The organism is Actinacidiphila acididurans (genome assembly GCF_016918855.1).
GTDB lineage: Bacteria > Actinomycetota > Actinomycetes > Streptomycetales > Streptomycetaceae > Actinacidiphila > Actinacidiphila acididurans.
On record NZ_JADKYB010000019.1, the window covers coordinates 113,609 to 130,446 of the forward strand.

Consider the following 16,838-nt stretch of genomic DNA (forward strand, 5'->3'; position numbering starts at 1 on the left):
GGCGGGCGGTCAGGCGGCGAGGTGCTCGGTGAAGAAGGCGGTGAGTTCGGCGACGGCGGGGGTGACGTACTCGTCCTTGTCGTAGAGGTCGATGTGGGTGGCGCCGTCGATGACGACCAGTTGCTTGGGTGCAGCGGCCTGCGCGATCGCCTCGCGGCTGAAGTAGGCGGTCTCCGCCTGCGAACCGGCGATCATCAGGAGGGGGCGGGGGGAGATGAGCCGGATCATCGCGTACGAGTCGTACTGGGCGAGCAGGTCGACGCTGCGCAGCACCCAGCCCTGGTTGGCGCGGGGGTGGTGGCCGCGCGGGGTGCAGTAGAACTCGAACGTCTCCCGGAACTGCCTGGTGGCGGTGTCCAGCAGTTCCTCGGCGTTGTCGGGAATCCAGGCCTCCAGCTGCGGGGCCGCGCCGCGTGCTTCCGCGGTGCGCAGTGCGCCGGCCCGGTCGAGCAGGGCCCGGAGGATCGCCGGGTCCTGCGTGCGGCCCAGTCCCTCCCGGATCACCGAGCCCATGTCCACGGCACTGACCGTGGCGACGCTCTTGATGCGGTGGTCGGTCTGCGCGGCGTAGGGCACGTAACCGCCGGACGCGCAGATGCCGAGGGCCCCGATGCGGTCCGGGTCGATGTCGTCCCGGGTGGTCAGGTACGTCACGGCGGACTTGATGTCCTCGGCGCGCTGGAAGGGGTTCTCCAAGCCGCGCGGCTCGCCCTCGCTCTCGCCCTGGTGGGCGGCATCGAAGACGAGCGCGGCGAACCCGGCACGGGCCAGCCGCTCGGCGTAGATGCTCGGGCTCTGCTCCTTCACGCCGCCTCCCGGATGCGAGATGACCACGCCCGGCAACCGGCCGTCGGTGTGGTCGTCCGGGGTGAAGAGAATTCCGGCGAGGGCGAGATCGTTGCTGCGGAAGGTGACATCGGCCTTCATGTTCTGTGTCTCCTGGGTGCGGTGAGGAAGTGCTGGCGAGAAAGTGCTGCGGGGGGCTGCTCCGGCCCGGCCCGCCGTCCGGCGGCGGTCCGTCCGCCGGCCACGTCTTCGACACTGCCAGGCGTTACGGGGGTGGGTAAGGGGCGTCCTGTGTCCCCGGACAGCCCTGTCCTGGGACACGCCAGGCCCCTGTTACGGGCATGGCTCTTTGCCACACTGGGGGCCATGAGCAGCAGCAATGCGCACCACAGCGAGCTGGGCGCCTTCCTCAAGGCGCGGCGCATGGAGCTGAGCCCGGCCGAGGTCGGGCTGCCCGATGCGGCCGGCCGGCGCAGGGTCAAGGGTCTGCGCCGGGAGGAAGTGGCCCTGCTGGCGTCGATCAGCCCCGACTACTACACGCGTCTGGAGCAGGGCCGCCGTCAGGCTTCCGGGCCGGTGCTGGACGCCCTTGCCCGGGTGCTCCGGCTCGACGACGGCGAACGTGCCTACATGTTCGATCTGTCCGGCAAGGACGCCGCCCGGCCCCGTCGGCGCACCGCGCAGAAGGTGCAGCCGCAGTTGCAGCGGCTGCTGGCCGACCTGCCCACCACACCGGCCGTCGTCCTGGGCCGGCGCACGGACATCCTGGCCTGGAACCCCATGGCCGCCGCCCTGTTCACCGACTTCGCGCGGATTCCGGAGCGGGAGCGCAACTTCGTACGGCTGGTCTTCCGCGACCCGGCGATCAGAGGGCTGTACCCGGACTGGGAATGGGTGGCGCAGATCAGCCTGGCGCAGCTGCGCATGGAGGCCGCCCGGGACCCGAGGGATCCGCGGCTGGCCGAGCTGGTGGGCGAGCTGTCGCTCCAGGATCCCGACTTCCGGCGGTGGTGGGGCGCCCATCACGTCGCCGGCCCGGGTTCGGGCACGAAGACCCTGAACCATCCGGTCGTCGGACAGCTCACCCTCGACTGGTCCTTCCTCACCAGCACCGACGATCCCGACCAGCGGCTCGTCACCTTGACCGCCGAGCCGGGCACGCCCAGCCACGACCGGCTGCGCATCCTCGCTTCCTGGACCGCGCAGGCCGCCGGCCAGCCTTCGGCGGACCACTGAAGCCCATCACCTTCCCCCCACCCAACGACAACCATATTCCATTTGCCTAAAGTATTTAGGCAAACTAGCCTCGGGTTCATGAAGCCACTGACCGAGCGGGAGATCCGTGCCGCCTTCGTGAACTGCAGCAAGGGCGAGGCGAAGCGCCTGTCCGTCCCGCACGACCTGGCCGAGCGGCCCTGGGACGACCTGGACTTCTTCGGCTGGCGGGACCCCCAGGCCGCCGAGCGGGCCTACCTCGCCGCCGAACTGGACGGCCGCCTGGTGGCGCTCGTGCTGCGCGCCCCCGGCGCCGGCTCGTGGCAGACGCGGCGCAGCATGTGCTCGATGTGCATGACCGTCCACACCGGCGGCGTCTCGCTCATGGTCGCCACCAAGCCGGGCCGGGCCGGCCAGCGGGGAAACAGCGTGGGCACGTACATCTGCAGCGACCTCGCCTGCCCGCTCTACGTACGGGGCAAGAAGGACGCCGGCGCCGGCGCACGCCTCCCCGAGTCCCTCACCCTGGAGCAGAAGATCCAGCGCACCGTCACGAACCTCGCCGGGTTCGTCGCCAAGGTCACCGCATAACGGCACCACGTAAAGGCAATCGCTCACGCGCCGCTCGCCGCGCCGCCGGTGCGGTGGGTCGCCCGAGTGGCCGGGGCAGGGGGTCGGCCCTACCGTGAACCGGGGGAAGGGCGCGCCCGTCGAGACGGTCGGCCGGGACGGTGAACGGGGACGAGGACGGCGAGCGAGCGGAGGACCCCCATGGAGTACCGACAGCTCGGCAGGTCGGGCCTGCTGGTGTCCACGGTGGCGATGGGCACGATGACCTTCGGCGGCAAGGGCATGTTCCAGGACCTGGGACACACGGACGTGGCCGGGGCGCGGCGGCAGATCGACATGTGCCTGGACGCCGGGGTGAACCTGATCGACACCGCCAACATGTACTCGTCGGGCACCGCGGAGGAGATCCTCGGGGAGGCCCTCGCCGGGCGCCGCGACCAGGTGCTGATCTCCTCGAAGGTGCGGATGCGGATGGGGACGGGGCCCAACGAGGAGGGCGTGTCCCGGCTGCACATCCTCGAGCAGGTCGAGGGGAGCCTGCGCCGGCTGGGCACGGACCACCTGGACATCTACCACGTGCACGAGTGGGACGGGCTGACGCCGCCCGAGGAGACCATGGAGACCCTCGACGGCCTGGTGCGCTCCGGCAAGGTCCGCTATCTCGGTGTGTCCAACTACAGCGGCTGGCAACTGATGAAGGCGCTGGCGGTCGCCGACGCCCGCGGCTACCAGCGGTTCGTCAGCAACCAGATCTACTACTCGCTCGAATCCCGCGACGCGGAGTACGAGTTGGTGCCGGTGTCGATCGACCAGGGCCTCGGCGTGATGGTGTGGAGCCCGCTGGCCGGCGGGCTGCTCAGCGGGAAGTACCGGCGCGGGCAGCAGCCGTCCGACGGCCGTCGCCTGACGGAGTGGTCCGAGCCGCCGGTACGCGACGAGGAGAAGCTGTACGACACGATCGAGACCGTGGTGGACGTGGCGAACGCGCACGGTGCCTCGCCCGCACAGGTCTCGCTCGCCTACCTGCTGGCCAAGCCCTGCGTGACCTCGGTGGTGGTGGGCGCCCGCCGGGACGAGCAGCTCGCCGACAACCTGGGCGCGCTCGACGTCCACCTCACCGGTGCGGACATGGACCGGCTCGACAAGGTCAGCGCGCCCGACCTGATCTATCCGCACTGGCACCAGGCGAACCTGGCCGCCGGCCGCTTCGGCCCGGCCGACCTCGCGCTGCACGGCCCGGCTCGCTGAACCGTACGGCCGCTGACCTGCGACGTACGACCCCGGCGCCGCTACTTCCCGCGCCGCCGCACGTCCACGAGCAGGCCGACGGAGAAGGCGAGGACCACGAGCGCGCCGCCGAGCAGGGCCAGGCCGTGGTCACCGAGCAGATGGGTCTCGAGGGCGGCCGGCAGGAGGCCGAGGGCGCAGGCCACGCCCGCGGCGATCTTCCAGTCGTCGCCGATGACGAAGTCGTACCAGAAGCGGGCGAAGGCCCGGAGGAACCTCATCGTGTCCTCTCCCGGTCCGGGGCGTCGGCCCGCGCGGCCCGGTCCGGCGCGCCGGAGCTGCTCTCCGGGCCGGCGGGGACGCGCAGTACGGCGACGAACAGGCGGCTGAGCAGGAACCACACCGCGAGCAGGCCCAGGACGGCCGCCTCGCCGCCGGGCCAGGCCAGACCGTGCCGGCCGGCGCGGAAGACGCCGATGCCCTCCACCGCCCAGAAGGTGCCGAAGGAGGCGAGCAGCAGCCCGACACCGTACTTGAGCAGGTTCTCGTCGATCATCGACAGCGGGCGGCGCACCGCGAAGGCGAGGCCGAGCACGGCGACCACGGCGGCCGCGGCGCCGACTCCGGCGGCGGGCACGTCCTTCGCGTTGAGCCCGAAGGTGATCACGATGAAGACCACTTCCATGCCTTCGAGGAAGACGCCCTTGAAGGACACCATGAAGGAGAACATGTCGAGGCCCGTTTCGCCGCGGCCGGCCGCCTCGGCGGCGGCGGTCCGCTCGCGGTAGATCGCGTCCTCGTCGTGCACGGCCTTGCGGCCCGAGGCGCGCAGGATCGCCTTGCGCAGCCATTGCAGGCCGAAGATCAGCAGCAGCCCGCCGACCACGAGCTGGAGCGCGGTCTGCGGGAACCAGCGGTCCAGGGCGTAGCCGGCCGCCGAGGTGACCACGACGAGCAGGCCCAGCGCGGCGGCGACGCCGGTCAGCGCCGACCGCCAGCTCCGGGTGAACCCCATGGCCATGACGATCGTCGTGGCCTCGACCATCTCCACGAAACAGGCGGCGAAGGTCGCGGCGACGAGTCCCCAGGTTGCGGCGGACACGGCGGCTCCTTCCGTCTCCGGAGGGTAGCCCGTCCGGGCCCGCCGCCGGGAGGGCCGTACCACGCTCAGCCGGTCAGTTCACCCGGCCGCGCACATCACCCGGCCGCGCACGTCACTGGTCCGCTCACGTCGCGATGTCCGGATACGGCAGCGTCATGTGCGACAGCCGACGCGCGTACTCGTGCTGGAAGCCGAGCGGCTCGGGGTAGTCCCGTTCGAACATGCCGATGAAGAGGGTGAGGGTCAGGAAGGGGTGGGCGCCGAGGGCGAACAGGGCCGGGTAGTCGTGGGCGGTCAGCGCGGCGCGCTCGGCGTCGTCGAAGGCCAGCCAGGTGGTGGCCTCGTCGCCGACGCAGTTGAGCAGCCGGCCGGCGTACTCGGCCTCCCACCGGGCCACGGCGCCGGCCGGGTCGGTGCGGTAGCGTTCGACCAGGTCGGGGTCGCGGTCGACGGTGTACAGGAACTTGTTCAGCAGGTACTTGCTCACGCCGGCACTCCCTTCGGGTACCAGGTGAAGTAGGCCTCCATGGTGTGGAACAGGTCGTACGTGTCCACGTAGTCGGCCTTCCGGCCCCCGCCGGCCACGCCCATCATCAGCATGAAGTCCATGAATCCGTGGGTGGCGTTGCCCGGCAGGTGCAGGCTCTCCAGGCTGACCTGGCCGAGGCATTCCTCGATGTCGCCGCCGGCGATCCAGCCGACGGCCTTGCGGTCGAACTCCGGGTCGGGGCCGGCCGGGCCGAACTGGCGGGGGCCGCCGAGCTCCAGCGAGAGGTGCCCGGTGCCGATCACGGCCACCCGCAGGTGCGAGGGCCAGGACTCGACCATCTCCCGGATCGCGCCGCCGAGCTGGACGAAACGTTTCGGCTGAGGCAGCGGCGGCGCGAAGATGTTGGTGTAGATCGGCACGATGGGCAGGTCGGCCTCGGGGCGCAGGGTGATGATCGGGCACGTGATCGAGTGGTCGATCCGCAGCTCGTTGGAGAACGCGAGGTCGAAGCCGGCGTCCAGGCCCTCGCGCAGGATGTGCGCGGACAGGTCCTCCTGCCCCTTGAGCAGCATCCTGGGCAGCCCGAACTCGCGTTCCTCGTTGTAGAAGTTCGCGTCGTACATGGGCGCCTTGCCGACCAGGAACTGCGGCATGTTGTCCAGCCAGAGCTGGTGGAAGTGGTCGGAGCCGACCATCACCAGCACGTCGGGCGCGGCGCGGGTGAGGGTGGCGCGAAAGGCCTCGATCTTGCGCACCCACTCGTCGGCGAAGGGCGGCCGGTCGGGCCCGACGGAGGTGCTGGCGCGGTAGTAGAAGGGATGGTGGGTGGACGCGATCACCGCGACCAGCTCGGCCATCTCGGCTCTCCTTCCTGTACTGCCGGGTGCCGGGGCACCCGGATTCCCCGGGGACGTGCCCGGGGTCAGTGCTGCTCGCGTTGCTCGCGGGGGTCGGGGTCGGGCGGAACCGACCGGTTGTTGAGGTCCACCGACAGGAAGATGTCGTTGGCCACCGGATGCCGCAGTTCCTCCGCGAGCTGGCCGATCAGTCCCGCGGTGCGGGCCAGCAGCGCGAAGGCACGCAGCAGTTCCATGGGCAGGCCGAGGTCGGCCAGGGCCGCGCCGCAGACGCCGGCGCCGTTGAGCGGCAGGGTCCGGCCCAGCACCCGCGGGTGGACCCGGCCGATGGCGGCGAACAGCGACAGGTGCGGCCCGTACAGGCCCTCCTCGGCGGCGATGGCCATCAGCCGCGGGGTGCGCGGGTCCTCCTGCTTGTGGACATGGTGGCCGAGACCGGGCACGAAGGCGTCGGCCGCGCGCCGATCGGTCACCGCGCGCAGCGCCAGCTCGTCCCAGCCGGCGTCGTCCCGCGGCAGCCGCTCCTCGCCGGCCAGTGCCTCGTGCAGGAAGTGCGCGCAGTCCTCGGTGACGCCGAGGAACCGCGAGCCGCCGCCCAGCAGCCCGGCGGCGAGCGCGCCCTGCACGGAATCGGGGGCCGACAGGTACGTCAGCCGGGTCACGATGGCGGTCGGGGTGAACCCGTGATCGGCCAGCGCGGCCAGCACCGCCTCGAACAGCCGGGTCTCGCCCTTGGTGGGCCGGCGCTGCGCCGCCAGCCAGAAGGCCAGCTCGCCGAAGCCGACCTCGCCCATGATGTCGCGGGCCAGGTCGTGGCCGAGCAGGGTGATGGCGTGCGCGGAGGAGGCGCCGAGGGCGGTCTCGTACGTGCGGCGGGGCTCGTACGGGGGGCGGGCGCCGGCCGTCGGGGAGGGTTCGGGGCCGGAACCGGGGGCGGGCGCGGAGTCCGGGGGCTGCTGCTCAGGCACGGTCGTCCTCCTCGGGAGCGGTCAGCCAGGCCCGCAGGTCGGCGCCGTGCTCGTCCAGCGCGGGCGGGGGCAGCCGGTAGCCGACGGGGGTGGCGGAGAAGCGGATGGGGTTGCGGGTGGTGGGCACCGCGCGGTCGCCCTCGCCGACCACGACGACCGGATCGAGACCGAAGCGCTCGGCCATGGCGAAGCCGCCGTCGATGGTGTTGATGGGCCCGCACGGCACGCCCACCGCGGTCAGCGCGTCGAACCAGTCCAGCGCGCCGCGGGTGGTCAGCCGCTCCACCAGCAGCGGACGCAGCTCCTCCCGGTTCTTCGTACGGTCCGCGTTGTGCGCGAACCGCGGGTCCCGGGCCAGATCGGGGACGCCCAGCACCTCGCACAGCCGGCCGAACTGCCCGTCGTTGGCCGCCGCGACGATCAGGTCGTTGTCGGCGGTGGGCAGTGGTTCGTACGGGAAGACGCTCGGGTGCGCGTTGCCCATCCGGTACGGCACCACGCCGCCGGCGGCGTAGGCGGAGCTGTGGTTGACCAGGCCGGTCAGGGCGGAGGAGAGCAGGTTGATCTCGACGTGCTGGCCCAGGCCGGTGGCGTCGCGGTGCCGCAGGGCGGCGAGGACGCCGATGACGGCGTGGTTGCCGGCCATCACGTCGAACACCGATATCCCGGCCCGGTACGGCGGTCCGTCCGGGTCGCCGGTCAGGCTCATCAGGCCGGAGACGGCCTGCACCATCAGGTCGTAGCCGGGCACGTGGCGGCCGGCGCCGGAACCGAAGCCGCTGATCGAGGCGTAGACGGCGCGCGGGTTGGCCCGGCTCACGCTCGGCCAGTCCAGGCCGTACTTGGCCAGGCCCCCGGGCTTGAAGTTCTCGATGACCACGTCGGCGCGGCGGGCGAGTTCGCGGGCGATCCCGGCGTCGGCCTCGTCGTGCAGGTCCAGCGCGATCGAGCGCTTGCCGCGGTTGACGCCGAGGTAGTACGTGGACACGCCCTCGCGCACCGGGGGCATCCAGGTGCGGGTCTCGTCGCCCTGCGGGCCCTCGACCTTGACCACATCGGCGCCCATGTCGGACAGCAGCATGGTGGCGTAGGGGCCGGCCAGCACCCGGGAGAAGTCCGCGACCAGGAGGCCGGAGAGCGGGCCGCGTGAGGCTGCGGGGTCGTCCACGGGGCCGGGACCTCTTCCGGCCGCGGCACCGGCTCCGGTCGCCCGCGCCGTGGAGTCGCCGGCCGTCGCGCGGTCCGGCTGGCCCGGGTGATCCGGCTGGTCCGGCTGGTCCGTGGAGTGGTGCGTGGAGTCGTCCACCGTGGTCTCCGCCTCACGTATCCGCTCAGCGGACAATTGTCCGCTGAGCGGCAGTCTCACCCCGCGCCTGCCCGAAGGTCAAGGTCCGGCGGCACGCGACGCGGCGACGCGGTCCGCGCGTCCATGGTCGCGGTTTTCCGGCGGAGCCGCGGCCCCGTGGCCCGGCGGCGGTCATCCGGCGGCCGAGACCGTCACGTGCGGCACGTCCTGAAGGCGCGCGAAGTCCGCGCTGATGTCGGCCGCCGCCTTCAGCAGCAGCGGCAGGTGGTGGTCGAGCAGGTACTCCACCGAGGTCTCGGCGGCGTGGCAGTTGACGTTGACCGCCGCCACGACGCGGCCGTCGCCGTCCCGCAACGGGGCCGCCACCGAGCGGATGCCGGCCGCGAGTTCCTCGTCGGTGAGCGCCCAGCCGCGGGCCCGCACCTCCCGCATCTCCGCGTCGAACTCGGGCTGACCGGCGGTCCTGCGCGGCACCAGTCCGGAGCGGGACGGCTGGGCCAGCACGTCCGCGAGCTCGGCCGGCGCCAGGGCGGCGAGCTGGACCTTGCCCAGCGAGGTGACGGCCGCCGGGAAGCGGGTGCCGATCTGCACCGCCAGCGACACGATCTTGGGCACCGCCACCCGGGCCACGTACACGATGTCCGACCCGTCGAGCTGGGCGATCGAGCAGGACTCGCCGGTCTGCGCGACCAGGCGCTCCATGTGCGGCCGGGCCACGTCCCACAGCCCCATGGAGCGCACGCCGGCCACCCCGAGCTCCAGCACCCGCGGGGTGAGTGCGTAGCCGCGCTCGCCGGTACGCACGTACCCCAGCTCCTCCAGGGTGAGCAGGATGCGCCGGGCGGTGGGGCGGGCCAGCCCGGTGGCGCCGGCCACCTCGGCGAGCGTCATCTCCGGCCGGCCGGGCCGGAACGCCGTGATGACCTCCAGCCCGCGCGCCAGCGCCTCGATGAAGTCGGGACCGGTTCCCGCACGCGGCATGTGACGACCTCCTCGCGGCTCGGCCGCGTCATGGCGACGGCCGGCCCTGTCTGAACCTTTCCGGCACCTTCCCGACCTGCCTGTCCGAAGCGTAGCCGCCGGACGGGGACAGGTGTCCGCGAGCCGGACCGTAGCCATGGCGCCCGGAAGCTGTGCGCCGAACCCGCGTCCATTGACACCGGCAGCACCCTGAGCGAGGGTGAGGTTCGGCCGTCGGTGTCCGTACAGCGGACAGATGTACGGAATCACGCCGGGCGGCGGAACGCAACGACGCGTCAAGGGAGTGCGATGCCATGAGCGAGCCCACTGGCGGCGGCACCGAAGGCCGGCCGGTCGTCCTGCGCAACGGCACGGTGGTGACGGCCGACGCGGCCCGCCGCGTGCTCACCGGCCACGACGTACTGGTGATCGGCGACCGGATCGCCGCGCTGGGCCCCGGTCTGCCGGTCCCGGACGGGACGGTCGAGATCGACGCGAGCGGCGGCATCGTCATGCCCGGCATGATCGACACCCACCGGCACCTGTGGCAGACGGCGATGCGCGGCTACGGCGCCGACTGGACGCTCACGCAGTACTTCGTCTGGTACTACCTGGAGTGGGGCAAGGTCTTCCGCCCGCAGGACGTCTTCGCCGGCAACCTGCTGGGCGCGTGGGAGGCACTGGACGCGGGCGTGACCACCACCGTGGACTGGTCGCACGGCCTGCGCACCACCGAGCACGCGGACGCGGCCGTGGACGCCCTGGAGGCGGTGCCCGGCCGTTTCGTGCTGGCCTACGGCAACATCCAGGAAGCTCCGGCCGTCTGGACCGACACCCCCGAATTCCGTGACTTCGTCACCCGCCGGATCACCGGCGGCGACATGCTCGGCTTCCAGCTCGCCTTCGACGTCACCGGCGACCCCGCCTTCCCCGAGAAGCCCGCCTTCGAGGTGGCCCGCGACCTCGGCGTCCCCGTCACCACTCACGCCGGCGTGTGGGGCGCGACCGGCGACGACGGGATACGGCTGATGCACGAGCACGGCTTCATGACCCCGGAAACCGTCTACGTGCACGGCGCGTCGCTGTCGGCCGACTCGTACCACCGCATCGCCGCGACCGGCGGGTCGGCGTCGGTGTCCACCGAGAGCGAGCAGAGCGCCGGCCAGGGCTACCCGCCCACCTGGCGGCTGCGGGCCCACGGCATCCCAGTGTCGCTGTCGATGGACACCTCGGTGTGGTGGAGCGGCGACCTGTTCACCGCGATGCGCACCACGCTGGGCGCCGACCGCTCCCGCGAGCACCTGGAGGCGCACTCCCGCGGCGAGACGGTGACCCATGCCGCGCTGCGCGCCGACCAGGTGGTGGAGTGGGCGACCAGGGGCGGCGCCCGGGCGATCGGGCGCGAGGCGGACCTCGGCAGCGTGGCGACCGGCAAGAAGGCCGACCTCGTCCTGATCAAGAACGACGCCTCGCCGGTCTCCTTCCCGCTGCTCAACCCGCACGGCCACATCGCCTTCCAGGCCCAGCGCGGCGACGTGCACACCGTCCTGGTCGACGGCCGGATCGTGAAGCGCGACGGCCGCCTGGTCGGCGTCGACCTGCCCGCGGTCCGCCGCACCGTGGAGGACACCGTCTCCTGGTTGCGCTCCCAACTGGGCCCGCAGGCCTGGGAGAGCGGCATGAACCCGGAGATTCCCGCGACCAAGGTGCTCGACAACCCGTACACGTACACCGACTACCGCAGCGGCAGCACGCACGAGCGCCGCTGATCAGGTCCCCCTGTTCCCAGCCGCCGGATCGGCCGCCGGACCCCGCAATCGGTTCGGCGGCCGCCGCCATTGCCGCGGGATTTACGGCGCCTCCTGCGCCCCGCTCTCCAGCAGGCGCCCGTCCGTCAGGGTCAGCCGGCGCTCGACCCCGATCCGGGCGAGGAACGGCTCGTCGTGGCTGACCACCACGAAAGCTCCCCGGTAGGCGCCGAGCGCCGCCTCCAGTTGGGCGACGCTGACCAGGTCGAGGTTGTTGGTCGGCTCGTCCAGCAGCAGCAGTTGCGGCGCGGGTTCGGCGCACAGCACGCAGGCCAGCGTCGCGCGCAGCCGCTCGCCGCCGGACAGGGCGCCGACCGGCAGGGCGGTGCGGGCGCCGCGGAACAGGAAGCGGGCCAGCAGGTTCATCCGGTCCGCCGCGGGCATCCCCGGCGCGTACGCGGCCAGGCTGTCGGCCACCGTGCGGTCGGGGTCGAGCAGGTCGAGCCGCTGCGAAAGGTACGCCGTACGGCCCGCGGCGCGGGCGGCCGTACCGCTGTCGGGCTCCAGATCGCCGCCGATGAGCCGCAGCAGGGTGGACTTGCCGGAGCCGTTCGAGCCGGTCAGGGCGATCCGTTCCGGGCCGCGGATCACCAGGCCGGCGCCCGGCGCGGCGAACAACTCGCGCTCCCCGTACCGGACGTGCATCCCCTCGCCCGCGAACACGGTGCGTCCGGCGGGCACGGCGGTGGCGGGGAGGTCCAGCACGATGCGCTGGTCGTCGCGCAGGGCGCGTTCGGCCTCGGCCAGCCGGGCCCGGGCGTCGCCGACGCGGGCGCCGTGCGTGCCCTCCGCACGGCCGGCCGACTCCTGGGCGCGCCGTTTGAGCCCGCCGGCGACGATCTTGGGCAGCCCGGCGTTCTCCAGGTTGCGGCGGGCGGTGCCGGCGCGCCGCGCGGCCCGTTCCCTGGCCTGCTGCATCTCCCGCTTCTCGCGGCGTACTTCCTGCTCGGCGTGCCGCACCCCGCGCTCGGCGGCGTCCTGCTCGGCGCGTACGGCCTCCTCGTACGCGGTGAAGTTCCCGCCGTGGAACCGGATACCGCCGCCGTCGAGTTCGGCGATCCGGTCCATCCGGTCCAGCAGCGCCCGGTCGTGCCCGGCCACCAGCAGGCAGCCGTTCCACTCCTCCAGCACCGCGTAGAGCCGGCGGCGGGCCGCGAGGTCGAGGTTGTTGGTCGGCTCGTCCAGCAGCAGGACGTCCGGCTCCTTCAGCAGTTGGGCGGCCAGGCCCAGCGAGACCACCTGGCCGCCACTGAGCGTGCGCAGCGGCCGCTCCAGGCCGACCGCGCCCAGCCCCAGCCGCTCCAGCTGGGCCCGGCTGCGCTCCTCGACGTCCCAGTCGTCGCCGATCACCGCGAAATGCGCCTCATCGGTGTCCCCCGCCTCGATCGCGTCCAGCGCGCGGATCACGTCCGCCACGCCGAGGACTTCGGCGACGGTCAGGTCCCCGCTCAGCGGCAGGCTCTGCGGCAGGTGGGCGAGCACCCCGGAGACCGTCACACTGCCGGAACGCGGCCGGTACTCCCCCGCGATCAGCTTGAGCAGTGTGCTCTTGCCCGCGCCGTTCGGCGCGACCAGGCCGGTGCGGCCCGGGCCCAGCGCGAAGGACAGATCCTCGAACACCGGGATGTCGCCGGGCCAGGAGAAGGACAGATCGGTGCAGACGACGGACGCGTCGGCCGTACGAATGGACATGGCAGGAACCTCGACAAGGGGTGAACGGGCGCTCGGCATCGCCGATGCCACGCCCGGCGGCGAACTGGATCAGGGCCGGTCCAGGCCGCGATCAGGCCTGGATCAGAGGACGACAAAGCAGCCACCCCGGCGGCGCCACTGCGCCCACCGGTGGCCGGCACCCTCCGGGATCACCCGGAGATGTCGTCGTCACCCGCCACGTTCGCTCTCCCTGCTCGACGATCACACGTCGCCACCCACTGTAACAGCGGGGCCGCGCGGGGAACCGGATCAGACCGCCGCCGGGGCCGCGGGGAGGCGGCCGGCGCGGAGGGCCAGGGCGGCGGTGCGGGTGAGGAGCATGGCGACGGCCATGAAGATCAGGCTGTCGGTGACGGCGGCGGCGGAGACCTGGTGGGCGGCGCACCAGTGGGCGAGTTGGCGGGGGAACCAGTGGACGGAGCCGTAGGAGAAGGCGGTGCGGGCCGCGATGATCACGATCCAGAGGAGGGCGTAGGGGGTGGTGCTGCGGGTGACCGGGCGGCCGGTGCGGGGGCTGCGGTAGACGGCGGTCAGGGCGGTGGCGGCCAGGCCGCCGAGGAGGCCGGCGGCGATCGCGAGCAGTTCGAGCAGCAGGCCGGTGCCGTGGCCGGCCGGGCGGTCCAGGAACAGCGGGACGACGGCGGCTCCGATGAGCACCGGGCGCAGCAGGCGCAACGGGCCGATCCTGCGGTGGGCGCCCAGGTCGCTCTCCAGCACTGCGACCAGCACCGCGCCGTTGACGATCAGGGCCTGGGTCAAGGGGGACATCACGGGGCTCCCTGGGGAAGGTCTGCGGGGGTTCTGTGGCATTTCCGGGTCCACCCTCGGCGCGGGCGGCGCCCGGCGAATCGGAGCGCGGGTCCAGATCCGGTACGAGACCGCGGGGCCGGGGGTGACCGGCACATCACCCCGTACGTCACCCCGTGGTGTGACGCCCGCGAGCCGGCGGATTCCTAACGTCGCAGGTGACGGGCCGAACGGTCCGTATCGCCTGAGCTCATGGAGGGCTGCCGCATGCTGGACGCGCTGGCTGTGATCGCGATCGCGGCGTACGTCATCGGGCGCCAATTGTTCGGGGAGGCGCTGCGCGGCAAGCGGGTGATCCTGCTGCCCGCGGTGCTGGCGGTGATCGGCGTGACCCGGCTGGGCGGCCCCGGGCGGCCGGTCGAGCCGAAGGACGTGGCGCTGCTGCTGGTCAGCGGCCTGATCGCCGCCGCCATCGGCCTCGGCCAGGGCGCGATGATGCGGCTGAGCAGCCGCGACGGCGGGCTCTGGGGCCGGATGCCGCTGCGCGGCCTGTGGCTGTGGGCCGCCCTGGTCGGCTCCCGCGTGGTGGTCATGGTGCTCGCGAGCGCGCTGGGCGCCCATGTGGCGGCCTCTTCGGCACCGATCCTGCTCATGCTGGGCGTCAACCGGCTCGGCCAGGCCGCGATGATCGTCCGCCGGGCCCACCTGGCCGGCATCCCCTTCACCCGCGAGAAGGACGGCTCGGTGTTCCTCGCGGACCGGCTGCGGACGCTCAACGCCCAGCTGGACGGCCGGTCGGACGAGCGCACCGGCGGCCCCCGGCCGGGCACGGGTCACCCGCACGACGGGACGGGCGTACGGCCGCAACCAGGCGGGGCGCGGCGGCCGTACGACGACGGGCACTTTCCGCGCGACACGTCCCCGTACGACCCCCGCAGCGCCCGGCGGGTTCGGCGTTCCGCGCGCGGCCGGCGGCGGTGAGCGTGCGCGCCATCGCGGCCGGGACACGACGCGGCACGGTCCGGGCCGGTGTGCGCGGACCGGACCCGGCCGACGCAGGCGGCGACTATCGTGAAGTCGTGCTGCGTATGGTGTCCTGGCTGCTCAGGGGCGCGGCCCTGGTCCTGGTCGGAATCGATGTGTTCCTCGCGCCGCTGGGCCCGGTGGCGCGGCCGCTGACGGTCGCGGCCTACCTCGCCTGCGGGCTGCTGCTGGCCGGCTGCGCGGTCCTCGAGCACCGCGGGACCCGGGACGGCCGGCTGCCGGTGGCGCTCGGCCTGATCGCGGCCCTATCGGCGGCGGCATCGGTGCAACAGGACCTGAACTCCCTGCTGGCCCTGGCCGCGATCGCGGTCATCGACGCCGGGACCGAGCCCCGGCTGGCCGCCGGGTGGGGGGTGTTCGGCGCGGGCGTGGTCGCGGTGGCCTTCGGGGCGCTGGCGGCCGGCACCGGCGCGGAGAAGGCCGTCGAGCTGTGCCTGATCCTGGCGCTGGCCCTGCTGATGGGCTTCAACCGCCGCGCCTACCGGGTCCGGGCCGAGCAGAACGCGGCGCTGCTCGCGCAGGCCGAGCAGTTGCGGACCGAGCAGCGGCGCACCGCCGTACTCGACGAACGGGCCCGGCTGGCCCGGGAGATCCACGACGTGCTCGCCCACTCGCTGGGGGCGCTCGGCATCCAGATCCAGGCCGCCCGCGCGCTGCTGGAGGGGAGCGCCGGGGCCGAGCGGGTGGGCCGCGCCGACGACGTGCTGGCGGTGGCCCAGCGAATGGCCTCCGACGGCCTGACCGAGACCCGGCGCGCGGTGCACGCGCTGCGCGGCGACCGCCTGTCGCTCGGCGAGGAACTGGGCGCCATGGCCGCCGCCCACGAGGAGCGGCACGGCACGCCGGTGGCGGTGGACGTGACCGGCGGCCCGGTCCCACTGCCGCCCGACCAGACCCTGGCCCTGGTGCGTACCGCCCAGGAATCCCTGGTCAACGCGGCCAAGCACGCCCCGCACCGGCCCGTGACCCTCCGCCTCAGCTACCGGGACGAGGACGTGACGATGAGCATCACCAATCCGCTGGGACCGCCCGGGGACGGTACGGGCGCCGCGGCCGGTACCGAAGACTCCGGCGCGCGGCTGGCCACCGTCGACGGCGGTTACGGCCTGACCGGCATGCGCGAGCGGCTGCTGCTGCTCGGCGGCACGCTCACGGCAGGGTGCGCGGACGGGCGGTCGTGGACGGTCACGGCGCGGGTGCCGCGGTGACCGGCGAGCCGCCCGCGCGGGCGCTGCGGGTGGTCGTCGCGGACGACCAGGCCAGCGTCCGGGAGGGCCTGGCGCTGATGCTCGACCTGCTGCCGGACATCGACGTGGTGGGCACCGCCGCGAACGGCGCCGAGGCGCTGGAGCGGGTCGCCGAGCACCGCCCGGACGCGATCCTGCTCGACCTGCACATGCCGGTCCTGGACGGCACCGAGGCCACCCGGCGGCTGACCGCCGAGCACCCCGAGGTGGCGGTGGTGGTGCTGACCACCTACGCCGACGACCGCTCCGTGCTGGACACGCTGCGGGCCGGCGCCCGCAGCTACCTGACCAAGGACGCCGACCGGATGCACATCGCCCGTACGCTGCACAGCGCGGTGGCGGGCCTGACCGTGCTGCACCCGACCGTGCAGGCCACGCTGCTGGCCGCCGCCGAGCAGGCCGCGCCCCGGCCCGCGAGGGACGACGGGCCGGACCGGGCCGCGGGCGCCCTGCCGGACGGACTGACCCGGCGCGAGGCGGAGATCCTCGCCCTCATCGCCCGCGGCCGCAACAACGCCGAGATCGCCGCCGAACTCTTCCTCAGCGGCAACACCGTGAAGACCCACATCAACCGGGTGTTCGCCAAGACCGGCTCCCGCGACCGCGCCGCCGCCGCCCGGTACGCGCGGGAGCACGGGCTGGGCTGATCCGGTTCGGGCTCATACGGTCCGGGCCGAGGGCACCCGGCGTACCGGGTACGGCGCACGCGGGCTCCGCGCGCCGATGCGGCCCACCCCACCGGGTGTGATACCCGTCACCTGCCGGTGGCGACGTGGCCGGTCAACGTACGATCGCCCA

At 73.2% G+C, this 16,838-nt stretch carries 17 protein-coding genes; 7 read left to right on the forward strand and 10 right to left on the reverse strand.

Features of this window, described 5'->3' with window-relative positions; genetic code table 11:
- Positions 1-9: 9 nt before the first annotated feature.
- Positions 10-927 carry an alpha/beta hydrolase gene (locus tag ITX44_RS29775; RefSeq protein WP_205360922.1) on the reverse strand — a complete coding sequence of 306 codons (918 nt, stop codon included), beginning with the start codon at positions 925-927 and terminating at the stop codon, positions 10-12.
- 225 nt (positions 928-1,152) lie between these two features.
- Here ITX44_RS29775 and ITX44_RS29780 point away from each other — a divergent pair, with 225 nt between their 5' ends.
- The 3 genes from ITX44_RS29780 to ITX44_RS29790 all read left to right on the forward strand — a co-directional run bounded on the left by ITX44_RS29780 (position 1,153) and on the right by ITX44_RS29790 (position 3,819).
- Entirely contained in the window at positions 1,153-2,022 is an 870-nt protein-coding gene (locus tag ITX44_RS29780; RefSeq protein ID WP_205360923.1) for a helix-turn-helix domain-containing protein, read from the forward strand.
- A gap of 78 nt (positions 2,023-2,100) precedes the next feature.
- Positions 2,101-2,592 carry an FBP domain-containing protein gene (locus ITX44_RS29785; RefSeq protein ID WP_205360925.1) on the forward strand — a complete coding sequence of 164 codons (492 nt, stop codon included), beginning with the start codon at positions 2,101-2,103 and terminating at the stop codon, positions 2,590-2,592.
- A 180-nt stretch (positions 2,593-2,772) separates the two neighbouring features.
- Positions 2,773-3,819: an aldo/keto reductase gene (locus ITX44_RS29790; protein WP_205360927.1), complete on the forward strand. Its 1,047-nt coding sequence runs from the start codon at positions 2,773-2,775 to the stop codon at positions 3,817-3,819.
- Between the two features lie 41 nt (positions 3,820-3,860).
- Here the strand turns inward: ITX44_RS29790 and ITX44_RS29795 are convergent, their stop codons facing one another.
- The 7 genes from ITX44_RS29795 to ITX44_RS29825 form a co-directional block, all read right to left on the reverse strand.
- Complete coding sequence (locus ITX44_RS29795) at positions 3,861-4,079, reverse strand: hypothetical protein (protein WP_205360929.1); 219 nt, start codon at positions 4,077-4,079, stop codon at positions 3,861-3,863.
- Positions 4,076-4,900: a TMEM165/GDT1 family protein gene (locus tag ITX44_RS29800; protein WP_205360931.1), complete on the reverse strand. Its 825-nt coding sequence runs from the start codon at positions 4,898-4,900 to the stop codon at positions 4,076-4,078. The genes ITX44_RS29795 and ITX44_RS29800 overlap by 4 nt, the downstream gene beginning before the upstream one ends.
- A 124-nt stretch (positions 4,901-5,024) precedes the next feature.
- On the reverse strand, positions 5,025-5,387 hold the full coding sequence (locus tag ITX44_RS29805; RefSeq protein ID WP_205360934.1) for a hypothetical protein: 363 nt from the start codon (positions 5,385-5,387) through the stop codon (positions 5,025-5,027).
- Positions 5,384-6,247, reverse strand: a complete 864-nt coding sequence (locus ITX44_RS29810) for a DODA-type extradiol aromatic ring-opening family dioxygenase (protein ID WP_205360935.1) — start codon at positions 6,245-6,247, stop codon at positions 5,384-5,386. The genes ITX44_RS29805 and ITX44_RS29810 overlap by 4 nt, the downstream gene beginning before the upstream one ends.
- A 65-nt stretch (positions 6,248-6,312) precedes the next feature.
- The gene (locus ITX44_RS29815; protein WP_205360937.1) at positions 6,313-7,215 is read right to left on the reverse strand and encodes a citryl-CoA lyase; all 903 of its coding nucleotides are present in this window, start codon (positions 7,213-7,215) and stop codon (positions 6,313-6,315) included.
- Positions 7,208-8,383 carry a CaiB/BaiF CoA transferase family protein gene (locus ITX44_RS29820; protein WP_205361068.1) on the reverse strand — a complete coding sequence of 392 codons (1,176 nt, stop codon included), beginning with the start codon at positions 8,381-8,383 and terminating at the stop codon, positions 7,208-7,210. The genes ITX44_RS29815 and ITX44_RS29820 overlap by 8 nt, the downstream gene beginning before the upstream one ends.
- Before the next feature lie 309 nt (positions 8,384-8,692).
- Positions 8,693-9,502: an IclR family transcriptional regulator domain-containing protein gene (locus tag ITX44_RS29825; RefSeq protein WP_205360939.1), complete on the reverse strand. Its 810-nt coding sequence runs from the start codon at positions 9,500-9,502 to the stop codon at positions 8,693-8,695.
- Between the two features lie 293 nt (positions 9,503-9,795).
- On the opposite strand from ITX44_RS29825, the gene ITX44_RS29830 reads away from it, so the two are divergent.
- On the forward strand, positions 9,796-11,250 hold the full coding sequence (locus ITX44_RS29830; protein ID WP_205360949.1) for an amidohydrolase family protein: 1,455 nt from the start codon (positions 9,796-9,798) through the stop codon (positions 11,248-11,250).
- 81 nt (positions 11,251-11,331) lie between these two features.
- Here ITX44_RS29830 and ITX44_RS29835 read toward each other — a convergent pair whose 3' ends face one another.
- On the reverse strand, positions 11,332-12,981 hold the full coding sequence (locus tag ITX44_RS29835) for an ABC-F family ATP-binding cassette domain-containing protein (protein WP_205360951.1): 1,650 nt from the start codon (positions 12,979-12,981) through the stop codon (positions 11,332-11,334).
- 270 nt (positions 12,982-13,251) lie between these two features.
- Entirely contained in the window at positions 13,252-13,770 is a 519-nt protein-coding gene (locus ITX44_RS29840; RefSeq protein ID WP_205360953.1) for a hypothetical protein, read from the reverse strand.
- Between the two features lie 246 nt (positions 13,771-14,016).
- On the opposite strand from ITX44_RS29840, the gene ITX44_RS29845 reads away from it, so the two are divergent.
- The 3 genes from ITX44_RS29845 (at position 14,017) to ITX44_RS29855 (ending at position 16,687) form a co-directional block, all read left to right on the forward strand.
- Complete coding sequence (locus ITX44_RS29845) at positions 14,017-14,730, forward strand: hypothetical protein (protein WP_205360955.1); 714 nt, start codon at positions 14,017-14,019, stop codon at positions 14,728-14,730.
- A 107-nt stretch (positions 14,731-14,837) separates the two neighbouring features.
- The gene (locus ITX44_RS29850) at positions 14,838-16,001 is read left to right on the forward strand and encodes a sensor histidine kinase (protein ID WP_236061974.1); all 1,164 of its coding nucleotides are present in this window, start codon (positions 14,838-14,840) and stop codon (positions 15,999-16,001) included.
- Positions 15,971-16,687: a response regulator transcription factor gene (locus ITX44_RS29855; RefSeq protein ID WP_307795555.1), complete on the forward strand. Its 717-nt coding sequence runs from the start codon at positions 15,971-15,973 to the stop codon at positions 16,685-16,687. Before ITX44_RS29850 ends, ITX44_RS29855 begins: the two co-directional genes overlap by 31 nt.
- Positions 16,688-16,838: the final 151 nt, after the last annotated feature.